We start from the raw sequence: 13403 nt of genomic DNA on the forward strand, positions 1-13403 counted from the left end.
CGGTGTCACATCCGTCGAAAGTCTCGGAGGACAATGCGGTGAACGAACTGCCGCAGCAGCTGGTCAACGGCCTGCTACTGGGATCCATGTACGGGCTCGTCGCCGTCGGCTACACGATGGTCTACGGCATCGTCCAGCTCATCAACTTCGCCCATGGCGAGATCTTCATGACCGGCGGCTTCGGGGCGCTCACGGTCTGGCTCATCCTGCCCGGCGGCACCAGCATGTGGGTCGCGCTGCCCGTCATGATCATCGGTGCCGTGATAGTCGCGACCACCATAGCCGTCGGGGCGGAACGGTTCGCCTACCGTCCGCTACGAGGTGGCCCCCGCCTCGCCCCGCTCATCACGGCCATCGGCCTCTCCCTCGCCCTGCAGTACGCGGTGTGGGTGTGGTACCCCGAGGCGAAGAGCGCCCGGACCTTCCCGCAGATCCCCGGCGGTCCGATCGAGCTCGGCCCGATCACCATCCAGACCGGTGACGTCTTCCTGCTGATCGCCGCCCCGATCTGCATGGCCGTCCTCGCCTTCTTCGTCATGCGGACCCGCGTGGGCCGCGGCATGCAGGCCACCGCGCAGGACCCGGACACCGCCAAGCTCATGGGCGTCAACACCGACCGGATCATCGTGATCGCGTTCGCCCTCGGCGCGGCCATGGCCGCCGTCGGCGCCGTCGCCTACGGCCTCAAGTACGGCGTCGTCGACTACAAGATGGGCTTCCTCCTCGGACTCAAGGCCTTCACCGCCGCCGTCCTCGGCGGCATCGGCAACATCTACGGAGCCATGATCGGCGGAGTCGTCCTCGGTATCGCCGAGACCATGGCGACGGCGTACGTCAGCCACATCCCCGGTATGGAGCAGCTCGGCGGCCAGTCCTGGGCCGACGTCTGGGCCTTCGTACTCCTCATCGTCGTACTCCTCGCCCGGCCACAAGGCCTCCTGGGCGAGCGCGTCGCGGACAGGGCGTGAGCACCATGACCACCATCTCCGAGAACACCCAGGCAGCAGCGGCCTCCCAGCGGGACGAAGCGACCGGTCTGATCGGCTTCCTGCCGGCCAAGGCCGCCCGCGCCCTCGCCCTGGGCGGCTCCGGCCTCACCGTCGCCGCCTGTTTCCTCGCCTGGACCTGGACGCCCACGTTCCCCGGCGACCTCACGTACTACGGCTCCCCCGCCGGCCTCCAGACCCAGGTCCTCGTCCTGGGCCTGCTCACCGCCCTCTTCGCCCTCTCCTCCTACGGCGTCAAGGGCACCCGCTGGCTGACCCCGGCCGGCGCCGACGCCGCGATCAAGGTCGCCGCCCTCGCCACCTTCGGCACCACCTGGTACACCGTCGCCGCGATCAGCGTCTCGCTGGGCGGCCCGATCAACCTGGAGCCGGGCGGCGCGATCGTCGCGCTCACCTCCCTGCTCACCCTCCTCGGCGCCCTCGCCCTCCCCTTCGAACGGCCCGCGGTACACCCCGTGGACCCCGAGGACACCGGCTGGGACCAGTTCAAGCACCGCGCCGGCAACGGCTGGACGGCCTTCAAGGGCGCCTTCGCCGCCACCGGCACCGCCCGCAAGCTGCCCCCGATGCACTCCACGGTCGAGATCCTGATCATCACGGGCATCCTCGCCGCGGCGCTCGGCGTCTTCACCTACGGCGTCGGCACCGAGTACGACGAGCTGTTCGTCGGCTTCCTGATCACGGCCGGCCTCGGCTTCGCCGCGATCAACAAGTCCGGCCTCATGCAGCAGGCCACGCAGCTCACCAAGAAGCACCAGAACCTCACCATCGCGGGTGCGTTCATCGCGGCGGCGCTCTTCCCCTTCACCCAGACCGACGACCAGTACGCGACGCTCGGCGTCTACATCCTGATCTTCGCCACGGTCGCCCTGGGCCTGAACATCGTCGTCGGCCTCGCCGGTCTCCTCGACCTCGGCTACGTCGCCTTCCTCGGCGTCGGCGCCTACGCGGCCGCCCTCGTCTCGGGAGCCCCGACCTCCCCGTTCGGCGTCCACCTGCCCTTCTGGGCCGCCGTCCTCGTCGGCGCCGGAGCCTCCCTGGTCTTCGGTGTCCTCATCGGCGCCCCGACCCTGCGACTGCGCGGCGACTACCTCGCCATCGTGACGCTCGGCTTCGGTGAGATCTTCCGCATCGCCGTCATGAACACCGACGGCACCTCGGGCCCGGACATCACCAACGGCTCCAACGGCATCGCGTCCATCCCGAACCTCAGCATCCTCGGGTTCGACTTCGGCGCCGAGCACGCCATCGCCGGCTTCACCATCGGCCGCTTCGCGAACTACTTCTTCCTGATGCTGCTGATCATGGCAGTCGTCGTGATGGTCTTCCGGCGCAGCGGCGACTCCCGCATCGGCCGCGCCTGGGTCGCCATCCGCGAGGACGAGACCGCGGCGCTCGCCATGGGCATCAACGGCTTCCGGGTCAAGCTCATCGCCTTCGCGCTCGGCGCCTCGCTCGCCGGCCTCGCCGGCACCGTGCAGGCCCACGTGACCTACACGGTGACCCCGGAGCAGTACCTCTTCGCCGGACCGATCCCGCCCAACTCCGCCTTCCTGCTCGCGGCCGTCGTCCTCGGCGGCATGGGCACGATGAGCGGTCCCCTGGTCGGCGCCTCGCTGCTCTTCCTCATCCCGAACAAGCTCCAGTTCATGGGCGAGTACCAGCTCTTCGCCTTCGGCGTCGCGCTGATCCTGCTCATGCGGTTCCGCCCCGAGGGCATGATCGCCAACCGGCGCAACCAGCTCGAGTTCCACGAGCACGACGAGACGCCCGCCACGCCCGTCAAGGCAGGTGCCTGAACCATGACGACCACCACGAAGACCGCCGACGCCACCAGCGCGCCGACCGCCGGCGAGACCGTTCTCGACGCCCGCGGGGTCACCATGCGCTTCGGCGGCCTCACCGCCGTGCGCGATGTGAACCTGACCGTCAACAGCGGCGAGATCGTCGGCCTCATCGGCCCCAACGGCGCCGGCAAGACCACCTTCTTCAACTGCCTCACCGGCCTCTACGTCCCCACCGAGGGAGAGGTCCGGTACAAGGGCAAGGTCCTGCCGCCCACGTCGTACAAGGTCACCGACGCCGGCATCGCCCGCACCTTCCAGAACATCCGTCTCTTCCACAACATGACGGTCCTGGAGAACGTCCTCGTCGGACGCCACACCCGGATGAAGCAGGGCCTCTGGTCCGCGCTGCTCCGTCTGCCCGGCTTCAAGAAGGCCGAGGCGGAGGCGACCGAGCGGGCGATGGAGCTCCTGGAGTTCATCGGTCTCCAGGACAAGGCCCAGCACCTCGCCAAGAACCTCCCGTACGGAGAGCAGCGCAAGCTGGAGATCGCCCGCGCCCTCGCGAGCGACCCCGGTCTGATCCTGCTCGACGAGCCCACCGCCGGCATGAACCCGCAGGAGACGCGGGCGGCGGAGGAACTCATCTTCGCCATCCGGGACATGGGCATCGCCGTGCTCGTCATCGAGCACGACATGCGGTTCATCTTCAACCTCTGCGACCGGGTCGCCGTACTCGTCCAGGGCCAGAAGCTGATCGAGGGCGACAGCGACACCGTCCAGAGCGACGAGCGGGTCATCGCCGCCTACCTGGGCGAGCCCGTCGCGGACGACACCGCGGCGGCGGAGGCCCCCTCCGAGGAGACCCCCGCGAAGGACGAGGCCGCCGAGGCCGCTCCGGCCGAGGACGCCCCGGCGAAGGAGGCTCCGTCCCAGGACGGGGCCGCCGACGACGAGGCCTCCGAGGACGAGGCTTCGGACGACGCCCCGGAGACCCCCGAGGCCCCCGCCGACGAGGCCCCGGCCGCCGGCGAGACCTCGGAGGACACCCCGCACGACCCTGCTTCGGGCAAGGAGAACGACGCATGACCGCACTGCTCGAAGTCGAGGACCTGCGCGTCGCCTACGGGAAGATCGAGGCCGTCAAGGGCATCTCCTTCTCCGTCAACGCCGGTGAGGTCGTCACCCTCATCGGCACCAACGGCGCCGGAAAGACCACCACCCTGCGGACCCTCTCCGGGCTCCTCAAGCCGGTCGGCGGCCAGATCAAGTTCGAGGGCAAGTCCCTCCGCAAGATCCCCGCACACAAGATCGTCTCGCTGGGCCTGGCGCACTCCCCCGAAGGCCGGCACATCTTCCCCCGCATGACGATCGAGGAGAACCTCCTCCTCGGCGCCTTCCTCCGGAAGGACACCGCGGGCATCGCCAAGGACGTCCAGCGCGCCTACGACCTCTTCCCGATCCTGGGCGAGCGTCGCAAGCAGGCCGCCGGCACGCTCTCCGGCGGTGAGCAGCAGATGCTCGCCATGGGCCGGGCACTGATGTCCCAGCCCAAGCTGCTCATGCTCGACGAGCCCTCCATGGGCCTCTCGCCGATCATGATGCAGAAGATCATGGCGACCATCGCCGAGCTGAAGGCCCAGGGCACCACCATCCTGCTCGTCGAGCAGAACGCCCAGGCCGCGCTCGCCCTGGCCGACCAGGGTCACGTGATGGAGATCGGCAAGGTCGTGCTCTCGGGCACCGGCCGGAACCTGCTCCACGACGAGTCCGTCCGCAAGGCGTACCTCGGCGAGGACTGACCCACCCGGTCGGCACCACAGACAGAAGGCCCGCCCCACAAAGTCGTGGGGCGGGCCTTCTCCGTATGTGTACGGGGGCGGACGGGGCTACTGGCCCTTGGCCGCCTTCTTCTCCTCGGCGTCCTCGATGACGGCCTCGGCGACCTGCTGCATCGACATACGGCGGTCCATCGAGGTCTTCTGGATCCAGCGGAACGCGGCCGGCTCCGTCAGCCCGTACTGGGTCTGCAGGATCGACTTGGCGCGGTCCACCAGCTTGCGGGTCTCCAGACGCTGGGAGAGGTCCGCGACCTCCTGCTCCAGGGCGCGCAGTTCGGAGAAGCGGGAGACGGCCATCTCGATGGCCGGCACCACGTCGCTCTTGCTGAACGGCTTCACCAGGTACGCCATGGCGCCGGCGTCCCTGGCCCGCTCGACGAGCTCGCGCTGGGAGAAGGCGGTGAGCATGAGGACCGGGGCGATGGACTCGCCGGCGATCTTCTCGGCGGCCGAGATGCCGTCCAGGACGGGCATCTTCACGTCCAGGATGACGAGATCGGGGCGGTGCTCGCGGGCGAGCTCGACGGCCGTGGCACCGTCACCGGCCTCGCCGACGACCGTGTAGCCCTCTTCCTCCAGCATCTCTTTGAGGTCGAGGCGGATGAGGGCCTCGTCCTCGGCGATGACGACACGGGTCGTCAGCGGCGGGACGTGCGACGCGTCGGCGTCGTCGGCGGGCTGGGGCGACTCGGGGGCGGTCACGGGGGCTCCTCGTTGCGGGGCAGTGCGCTGCACTAGGAAGCCTACCTAGCTGCTGGCCGGACCAGTGACCGGGTACACTCCGATTGGCGATCTGCCGGGTTGGTGGAATGGCATACACGGATGTCTCAAACACATCTGCCCGTGAGGGCTTGCGGGTTCGAGTCCCGCACCCGGCACAGCTTCTGAAGCGGACGTTCACCTTCGTGTGAATGTCCGCTTTTTGCTGCGCACGGCGACGGCTCACTGCGCAGAGTGACCGCATGGACTTTCACAGCACAGAAGTACGACAGCGGGCTCTCACACTGCTGCGCGGCGGCGCCAAGAACGCGGACGTGGCACGCCAGCTCAACGTCCCACAGGGCACGATCAGCTACTGGAAGCACAAGGACCGCGCGACGCGTGGCGAGTGCCCAGGTAGGCACAGCCCTCTGTGCGCACGGTGCGACGGACGGGATCTCGACGGGTCGGCGTACTCGTACCTACTGGGGCTCTACCTCGGTGACGGGCACATCGCCCACAGCCCTGCTATGCGGGTTCCGAGCCTTTCCATCTCGTGTACCGACACCTGGCCGGGGCTCATCGACGCCTGCGTGCAGGCGATGCAATCCGTCCTACCCGGCAATCACGCATCGAAGGTCCAGCGGCAAGGGTGCCTAGACGTCAAGATCTACTCCAAGCACCTCGCATGCCTCTTCCCTCAGCACGGGCCCGGCAAGAAGCACGAGCGGCACATCGCCCTCGAACCGTGGCAGCAGGAGATCGTCGACGCGTACCCGTGGCACTTCATCCGGGGACTCATCCACTCCGACGGGAGCCGGATCACGAACTGGACGACCCGGCTCATCGGCGGCGAACGGAAGCGGTACGAGTACCCCCGCTACTTCTTCACCAACTCGTCCACCGACATCATCGGGCTCTTCACCCACGCCCTCGACCGCGTGGGCGTCGAGTGGAAGGCCGCGAACCAGTCGCGCACCGCCCAGAACATCTCCGTCGCCCGCAAAGCATCCGTCGCCCTCATGGACCAGCACGTCGGACCCAAGCACTGACCCCTACGTCAGCGGGTCGCCGATGTGGTGGACGCGGACCAGGTTCGTCGAGCCCGCGACGCCCGGCGGGGAGCCGGCCGTGATGACCACGATGTCGCCGGGGCGGCAGCGGCCGATCCGCAGCAGTTCCTCGTCGACCTGCGCCACCATCGCGTCCGTCGAGTCGACGTGCGGGCCGAGGAAGGTCTCGACGCCCCAGGTGAGGTTGAGCTGGGAGCGGGTCGCCGGGTCCGGGGTGAAGGCGAGCAGGGGGATCGGCGAGCGGTAGCGGGAGAGTCGCTTGACCGTGTCGCCGGACTGGGTGAACGCGACGAGGAACTTGGCGCCGAGGAAGTCGCCCATCTCGGCGGCCGCGCGGGCCACGGCGCCGCCCTGGGTGCGGGGCTTGTTCCGGTCGGTCAGCGGCGGGAGGCCCTTGGCGAGGACGTCCTCCTCGGCGGCTTCGACGATCCGGCTCATGGTGCGGACGGTCTCGATGGGGTAGCGGCCGACACTGGTCTCGCCGGAGAGCATGACGGCGTCGGTGCCGTCGATGACGGCGTTGGCGACGTCGGAGGCCTCGGCGCGGGTGGGGCGGGAGTTGTCGATCATCGAGTCGAGCATCTGGGTGGCGACGATGACCGGCTTGGCGTTCCGCTTGGCGAGCTTGACGGCGCGCTTCTGGACGATCGGCACCTGCTCCAGGGGCATCTCGACGCCCAGGTCGCCGCGGGCGACCATGATGCCGTCGAAGGCGGCGACGATCTCCTCGATGTTCTCGACGGCCTGCGGCTTCTCGATCTTGGCGATGACGGGCAGCCGGCGCCCCTCCTCGTCCATGATGCGGTGGACGTCCTCGATGTCCCGCGCGCTGCGGACGAAGGAGAGGGCGATGACGTCGGCGCCGATGCGCAGCGCCCAGCGGAGGTCTTCGATGTCCTTCTCGGAGAGGGCGGGGACGGAGACGGCGACGCCGGGCAGGTTGAGGCCCTTGTGGTCGGAGACCATGCCGCCTTCGATGACCAGGGTGTTGACCCGGGGTCCTTCGACGGAGACGACTTCCAGGGTGACGCGGCCGTCGTCGACGAGGATGCGCTCGCCGGTGGTGACGTCCTCGGCGAGGCCGGAGTAGGTCGTGCCGCAGCAGTGGCGGTCGCCTTCGGCGGGTTCGACGGTGATGGTGAACTCGTCGCCGCGTTCAAGGAGTACGGGGCCTTCGCGGAAGCGGCCGAGGCGGATCTTCGGGCCTTGAAGGTCGGCGAGGACTCCGATGCTGCGGCCGGTCTCGTCGGAGGCTTTGCGTACGTGCTGGTAGCGCTCCTCGTGCTCGACGTACGAGCCGTGGCTGAGGTTGAAGCGGGCCACGTCCATTCCGGCCTCGATCAACGCCTTGATCTGGTCGTATGTTTCGGTGGCGGGCCCAAGGGTACAAACGATTTTCGCTCGGCGCATAGGTCGAGACTAGGGCTTACCCACCAGTAGCGAGTTGGTGGGACATGACTACTCAACAACCTTTCCGTGAAAGGCTGTTGACAAGTCTTGAATCTGTGCGCCGGGGTGCTCCGATGAGCGATTTCCGCGCCCCGGCGCCCCCTGTCTCAGAGTGCGGGCGGCCGCATCGTGAAGCGCGCGACGACCTCGGCCGTGACGGTCTGCCGCTGCGGTTCCAGGTCCAGCGGCGGGGCCTCGCCGGCCGCCTCCGCCGAGTAGGCCACCGCCGCCGAGCCGAACCCGGCGCGCCTCGGCATCAGGGGCTCGGCGAGCCCCGCGTCCGACAGTTCGAGGAGTGACGCGAGGGAGGTGCCGAGCGCCTCGGCGTAGGCCCGTGCCCGTGCGACCGCCTCCGTCACCGCGAGGCGGCGCGCCTCCGCGTACACCGGGGAGGCCGGGCGCAGGGACCACCACGGTCCGTCCACACTGGTCAGTTCGAGGTCGGCGAGGCGGGTCACCAGCTCTCCCAGGACGGTGAAGTCGCTCAGTTCGGCGGTGACCCGCACCCGTCCGCGGAAGGCGTGCACCCGTTCCCCGCGTCCCTTGCGGGTGAGCTCGGGGGAGATCGAGAAGCTGCCGGTCTCCAGCTTCTCGACGGCGGAGCCCTGTGCCTTGACCAGTTCGAGGACCTGTGCGTTGCGCCGGGTGAGGTCGGCGAGCGCCGCGGAGCGGTCGGTGCCGCGCGCGGAGACGGTCACCCAGATCCGGGCGAGCTCCGGGTCGATCTCCAGTCGCCCTTCACCGCGGACCGTCACCTGGGGTGCGTCCGGGGTCACGTGTTCCTGCGTCACGTCCTGACTCCTCCGTGTTCGGTAGCGATCGTCCACCGAACACTTTCCCACTCCGTAACCCGAAAGGTCTGTTGCCGGGGTGCGGTCTGAGCCAGAATCTACGCGCGTTGTGCGCCACGGTCGGCGCCTGCGTCACAGAACCAAAGGGGAGATCGCACATGCCGCTGAACCGCAGGACGTTCCTGGAGCGCACCGCCGCCGCCGGAGCCGGAGTGGCCGTCGCCGGGGCCGTCGCCGTGCCCGCCGAGGCCCACGGCGGCCATGGCCGCCCGCGTCCGCAGAAGCGGTACTCCTTCACCGTGATGGGCACCACCGACCTGCACGGCAATGTCTTCAACTGGGACTACTTCACGGACAAGGAGTTCGACGACAAGGCCCACAACGATGTCGGCCTCGCCAAGATCTCGACCCTGGTCGACCAGGTGCGCAAGGAGAAGGGGCGCCGCAACACCCTTCTCATCGACGCCGGCGACACCATCCAGGGCACCCAGCTCTCGTACTACTACGCCAAGGTCGACCCGATCACGGCCCGCCGCGGCCCGGTCCACCCGATGGCGCAGGCCATGAACGCCATCGGCTACGACGCCGCCGCGCTGGGCAACCACGAGTTCAACTACGGCATCCCGGTGCTGCGGAAGTTCGAGGAGCAGTGCGACTTCCCGCTGCTCGGCGCCAACGCGCTCGACGCGAAGACGCTGCGCCCGGCCTTCGCCCCGTACAGCATGCACCGGCTGCGGACCCCGCACGGCAAGGACGTCAAGGTCGCGATACTCGGCCTGACCAACCCGGGCATCGCGATCTGGGACAAGGCGAACGTCAGCGGGAAGATGGTCTTCCCGGGTCTTGAGGAGCAGGCCGCGAAGTGGGTGCCGAAGCTCCGCTCGATGGGTGCGGACGTCGTCGTCGTCTCGGCGCACTCCGGCTCCAGCGGCACCTCCTCCTACGGTGACCAGCTCCCCCACATCGAGAACGCGGCCGGGCTCGTCGCGGAGCAGGTGCCGGGCATCGACGCCATCCTCGTCGGGCACGCGCACACCGAGATCCCCGAGTACCGGGTCACGAACAAGGAGACCGGCAAGGACGTCGTTCTGTCCGAGCCGCTGAAGTGGGGTCAGCGGCTCACCCTCTTCGACTTCGACCTGGTGTGGGAGAAGGGCCGCTGGACGGTCGAGAAGGTCGGTGCGCAGGTCCTCAACTCCAACACGGTGGCCGAGGACCCGGAGATCACGGGGCTGCTCGGGGACGAGCACAAGAAGGTCGTCGCGTACGTCAACCAGATCATCGGCACCTCCACCGCCGTCATGACCACGGCGGACGCGCCGTGGAAGGACGAGCCGATCATCGATCTGATCAACGTCGTCCAGGCCGAGACGGTGAAGGCCGCCCTCGCGGGCGGGGCGCACGCGGCCCTGCCGGTGCTGTCGCAGGCCTCCTGCTTCTCCCGGACGGCCCGCATCCCGGCCGGGCAGGTCTCCATCAAGGACGCCGCCGGTCTGTATCCCTTCGAGAACACCCTGGAGGCCCGTCTGATGACGGGCGCCCAGCTGAAGGACTACCTGGAGTACTCGGCGCGGTACTACGTCCAGACGGCGGCGGGTGTCCCCGTGGACACCGCGAAGCTGACCAACGCGGGCGGTATCCCGGACTACAACTACGACGCCGTCTCCGGGCTCACGTACGACATCGACATCGCCGCGCCGGCCGGTTCGCGGATCGTGAACCTGTCCTTCGAGGGCAAGCCGCTGGACCCGGCGGCGAAGTTCGTCCTCGCGGTCAACAACTACCGGGCGAGTGGTGGCGGCGCGTTCCCGCACGTGGCGAACGCACAGCAGCTGTGGGCCAATTCGGACGAGATCCGCAACACCATCATCCAGTGGGTGCAGGCGAAGGGGACGGTCGACCCGGGTCTGTTCGCCTCCGTGGACTGGAGGCTGACCCGGGACGGCGTCCCGGTCTTCTGAGACCCGCTAGACGATCTGTGTGAGAGGCGTCAGCTTCTGGCCCTGGGCCGGAATGCTCGGCGCCTCTCGTGTCTCCAGGCCGAAGGTGGTGAAGGCGGTCCGGCGGGGCAGCGGGTACGGCTCCTTGCCGGTGATCGAGTTGAGGATGGTCGCGCTCCGCCAGGCGGCCAGGCCCAGGTCGGGGGCGCCGACGCCATGGGTGTGCTTCTCGGCGTTCTGTACGTGGACGGCGCCGGTCACGGACGGGTCGAGGACCAGCCGGTACCGCTCGTCGACCCGTGCGCGGCCCGCGGAGTCGTGGCGCAGATACGGGTCGAGGCCGGCGAGCATCCGTTCCACCGGGCGCTCGCGGTAGCCGGTGGCGAGGACGACGGCGTCGGTGGTGAGCCGGGAGCGGGTGCCCTGCTGGAGGTGTTCCAGGTGCAGTTCGACCTGGGTGGTGGCGACCCGGCCGGCGGTGCGGACGCGGACGCCGGGGGTGAGGACGGCGTCGGGCCAGCCGCCGTGCAGGGTGCGGCGGTAGAGCTCGTCGTGGATGGCGGCGATCGTGTCCGCGTCGATGCCCTTGTGCAGTTGCCACTGCCGGGGCACGAGGTCGCCGCGTACCTGCTCGGGGAGGGAGTGGAAGTAGCGGGTGTAGTCGGGGGTGAAGTGTTCGAGGCCCAGTTTGGAGTACTCCATCGGGGCGAAGGCCTCGGTGCGGGCCAGCCAGTGGATCCTCTCGGCACCGGCGGGGCGGGATCTGAGCAGGTCGAGGAAGACCTCGGCGCCGGACTGGCCGGAGCCGACGACGGTGACGTGCCCGGCGGCGAGGAGCGTGTCGCGGTGGGCGAGGTAGTCGGCCGAGTGGAAGACGGGGACGCCGGGGGCGTCGGCGAGCGGTTTCAGCGGCTCGGGGACGTAGGGTTCCGTGCCGACTCCGAGGACGACGTTGCGGGTGTAGGCGCGGCCGAGGGCTTCGGCCTCGCCGTCGGGGTCGATCTGGGTGAAGTCGACCTCGAACAGGCGCCGCTCGGGGTTCCAGCGGACCGAGTCGACCTGGTGGCCGAAGTTCAGGCCGGGCAGGCGTTCGCTGACCCAGCGGCAGTAGGCGTCGTACTCGGTGCGCTGGATGTGGAACTTCTCGGCGAAGTAGAAGGGGAAGAGGCGTTCCCGGTGCTTCAGGTAGTTGAGGAAGGTCCAGGGGCTGGCGGGGTCGGCCAGGGTCACGAGGTCGGCGAGGAAGGGGACCTGGAGGGTGGCGCCCTCGATGAGGAGGCCGGGGTGCCAGTGGAAGGTGGGTTTCTGCTCGAAGAAGGTGGTGGAGAGGCTGCCGGGGATGCCCTGGGCGAGAGCGGCGAGCGAGAGGTTGAAGGGGCCGATGCCGATGCCCACCAGATCGTGGGGGCGGTCCTGCTCGTCCTTGGGGGTGCTGCCGGTCATCGGTGCGTGCTGCCTTCCGCGAGAGTGATGAGCTGGGCCAGGTCGCCGGGGGTGGCGTGGGGGTTGAGCAGGGTGGCCTTGAGCCAGAGGCGGCCGTCCGCCTCGGCCCGGCCGAGCACGGCGCGGCCTTCGGCGAGGAGGGTGCGGCGGATCGCGGCGACGGTCTCGTCGTCGGCGTCGCGCGGCCGGAACAGCACGGTGGTGAGGACGGGCCGGTCCCGCAGGTCGAGTCCCGGTGCCTTCTCGACGAGGTCGGCCAGTTCCTGTGCCCGTTCCATGCAGGCGTCGACGAGGGCGCCGAGACCGGTGCGGCCGAGGGCCCGGAGGGTGACGGCGGTCTTCAGGATGTCGGGGCGGCGGGTGGTGCGCAGGGAGCGGCCGAGGAGGTCGGGGAGGCCGGCTTCGGTGTCGTCGTCGGCGTTGAGGTAGTCGGCGGTGTGGCCGAGGGCGGCGAGGTCGGCGGTCTCCTGTACGGCGAGGAGGCCTGCGGCGGCGGGCTGCCAGCCCAGTTTGTGCAGGTCGACGGTGACGGTGCGGGCGCGGGCCGTGCCGTCGAGGAGGTGGCGGTGGGCGCGGCTGAAGAGGAGGGGGCCGCCGTAGGCGGCGTCGACGTGGAACTCGGCGTGGTGGGCCGCGCAGGCGTCGGCGAGCCGGGGCAGCGGGTCGACGAGGCCCTCGTCGGTGGTTCCCGCGGTGGCCGCGACGAGGACGGGCCCGGTGAGGGTGGTGAGTGTCTCGTGGAGGGCGGTGGGGTCGATCGTGCCGCGGGGCGTGGGCACGACCACCGGTTCGGGGAGGCCGAGGAGCCAGGCGGCGCGCCGGAAGGAGTGGTGGGCGTTGGCGCCGACGACGGTGCGGACCGGGCCGTGGCGTTCTCGCGCGAGGAGGAGGGCGAGCTGGTTGGACTCGGTGCCGCCGGTGGTGACGAGGGCGTCGGGACGGACGGCGTCGGGGAAGACCTCGGCGGCGAGCGCCGTCGTGACGAGGGCTTCGAGGGCGGAGGCGGCGGGGGCCTGGTCCCAGGAGTCCATGGACGGGTTGAGGGCGGAGGCGGCGAGGTCGGCGGCTGCGGCGAGGGCGAGGGGTGGGGTGTGGAGGTGGGCGGCGCAGAGGGGGCCGTCGGGGTCGGCGGCGCCGGCGGCGAGCGCGCGGACGAGTGCGGTCAGGGCTTCGTCCGCGCCGGTGCCGGTCTCCGGGAGGGCGGTGCCGAGTGCGTCGATGTGGCGGGCCACCGCCTGGGGGCCACCGGCCGGCAGGGGGCCGCCGCGTTGCTCCGCCCCCGCGCGGAGTGCGTCGAGGACGGTGCGGAGAAGGGGGCCGAGGGCGTCGGGGCCGGGGGTGCCTCCGGCGAGGGGTGGGGGTGCGGCACGCATGGA

General features: G+C 69.8%; 11 protein-coding genes and 1 tRNA gene. 7 read left to right on the forward strand and 5 right to left on the reverse strand.

The genetic code is table 11. The features are described from left to right. Positions 1-38: 38 nt before the first annotated feature. From IE311_RS06130 to IE311_RS06145, 4 genes are read left to right on the forward strand one after another with little or no spacing between them, the layout of a single operon-like run. A complete protein-coding gene (locus IE311_RS06130; protein ID WP_055644126.1) occupies positions 39-968 on the forward strand; it encodes a branched-chain amino acid ABC transporter permease in 930 nt (309 codons plus the stop codon). Continuing rightward, positions 965-2806, forward strand: a complete 1842-nt coding sequence (locus IE311_RS06135; protein ID WP_373313757.1) for a branched-chain amino acid ABC transporter permease — start codon at positions 965-967, stop codon at positions 2804-2806. The genes IE311_RS06130 and IE311_RS06135 overlap by 4 nt, the downstream gene beginning before the upstream one ends. A 3-nt stretch (positions 2807-2809) precedes the next feature. Beyond that, positions 2810-3880 (forward strand): ABC transporter ATP-binding protein, encoded by a 1071-nt coding sequence (locus IE311_RS06140; RefSeq protein ID WP_189830533.1) that lies wholly within the window; start codon positions 2810-2812, stop codon positions 3878-3880. Continuing rightward, entirely contained in the window at positions 3877-4593 is a 717-nt protein-coding gene (locus IE311_RS06145) for an ABC transporter ATP-binding protein (RefSeq protein ID WP_189830534.1), read from the forward strand. Before IE311_RS06140 ends, IE311_RS06145 begins: the two co-directional genes overlap by 4 nt. A gap of 87 nt (positions 4594-4680) precedes the next feature. On the opposite strand, the gene IE311_RS06150 is transcribed toward IE311_RS06145, so the two are convergent. Further along, complete coding sequence (locus IE311_RS06150) at positions 4681-5334, reverse strand: ANTAR domain-containing response regulator (RefSeq protein WP_187623954.1); 654 nt, start codon at positions 5332-5334, stop codon at positions 4681-4683. Positions 5335-5427: 93 nt separating this feature from the next. On the opposite strand from IE311_RS06150, the gene IE311_RS06155 reads away from it, so the two are divergent. Together IE311_RS06155 and IE311_RS06160 are read left to right on the forward strand one after the other, a co-directional pair. Continuing rightward, a tRNA-Leu gene (locus IE311_RS06155) sits at positions 5428-5510 on the forward strand. A gap of 84 nt (positions 5511-5594) precedes the next feature. Next, complete coding sequence (locus IE311_RS06160; RefSeq protein WP_189830535.1) at positions 5595-6383, forward strand: helix-turn-helix domain-containing protein; 789 nt, start codon at positions 5595-5597, stop codon at positions 6381-6383. A 3-nt stretch (positions 6384-6386) separates the two neighbouring features. Here IE311_RS06160 and pyk read toward each other — a convergent pair whose 3' ends face one another. Next, on the reverse strand, positions 6387-7814 hold the full coding sequence (gene pyk, locus IE311_RS06165) for a pyruvate kinase (RefSeq protein ID WP_189830536.1): 1428 nt from the start codon (positions 7812-7814) through the stop codon (positions 6387-6389). Between the two features lie 146 nt (positions 7815-7960). After that, entirely contained in the window at positions 7961-8644 is a 684-nt protein-coding gene (locus tag IE311_RS06170) for an SIMPL domain-containing protein (RefSeq protein WP_229901751.1), read from the reverse strand. 158 nt (positions 8645-8802) lie between these two features. On the opposite strand from IE311_RS06170, the gene IE311_RS06175 reads away from it, so the two are divergent. Next, positions 8803-10605, forward strand: coding sequence for a bifunctional metallophosphatase/5'-nucleotidase (locus IE311_RS06175; RefSeq protein WP_189830538.1), 1803 nt, complete (start codon positions 8803-8805; stop codon positions 10603-10605). Between the two features lie 6 nt (positions 10606-10611). Here IE311_RS06175 and IE311_RS06180 read toward each other — a convergent pair whose 3' ends face one another. Together IE311_RS06180 and IE311_RS06185 are read right to left on the reverse strand one after the other, a co-directional pair. Then, complete coding sequence (locus IE311_RS06180) at positions 10612-12027, reverse strand: lysine N(6)-hydroxylase/L-ornithine N(5)-oxygenase family protein (protein WP_189830539.1); 1416 nt, start codon at positions 12025-12027, stop codon at positions 10612-10614. Further along, positions 12024-13400: a pyridoxal phosphate-dependent decarboxylase family protein gene (locus IE311_RS06185; protein WP_189830540.1), complete on the reverse strand. Its 1377-nt coding sequence runs from the start codon at positions 13398-13400 to the stop codon at positions 12024-12026. The genes IE311_RS06180 and IE311_RS06185 overlap by 4 nt, the downstream gene beginning before the upstream one ends. Positions 13401-13403: the final 3 nt, after the last annotated feature.

The organism is Streptomyces zaomyceticus (assembly GCF_014656215.1).
Taxonomy (GTDB): Bacteria; Actinomycetota; Actinomycetes; order Streptomycetales; family Streptomycetaceae; genus Streptomyces; species Streptomyces zaomyceticus.

Coding starts and splice junctions, on each gene's coding strand:
- IE311_RS06140 (WP_189830533.1), top strand. CDS start 2,810: ATGACGACCACCACGAAGACCGCCGACGCCACCAGCGCGCCGACCGCC.
- IE311_RS06145 (WP_189830534.1), top strand. CDS start 3,877: ATGACCGCACTGCTCGAAGTCGAGGACCTGCGCGTCGCCTACGGGAAG.
- IE311_RS06160 (WP_189830535.1), top strand. CDS start 5,595: ATGGACTTTCACAGCACAGAAGTACGACAGCGGGCTCTCACACTGCTG.
- pyk (WP_189830536.1), bottom strand. CDS start 7,814: ATGCGCCGAGCGAAAATCGTTTGTACCCTTGGGCCCGCCACCGAAACA.
- IE311_RS06175 (WP_189830538.1), top strand. CDS start 8,803: ATGCCGCTGAACCGCAGGACGTTCCTGGAGCGCACCGCCGCCGCCGGA.
- IE311_RS06180 (WP_189830539.1), bottom strand. CDS start 12,027: ATGACCGGCAGCACCCCCAAGGACGAGCAGGACCGCCCCCACGATCTG.
- IE311_RS06185 (WP_189830540.1), bottom strand. CDS start 13,400: ATGCGTGCCGCACCCCCACCCCTCGCCGGAGGCACCCCCGGCCCCGAC.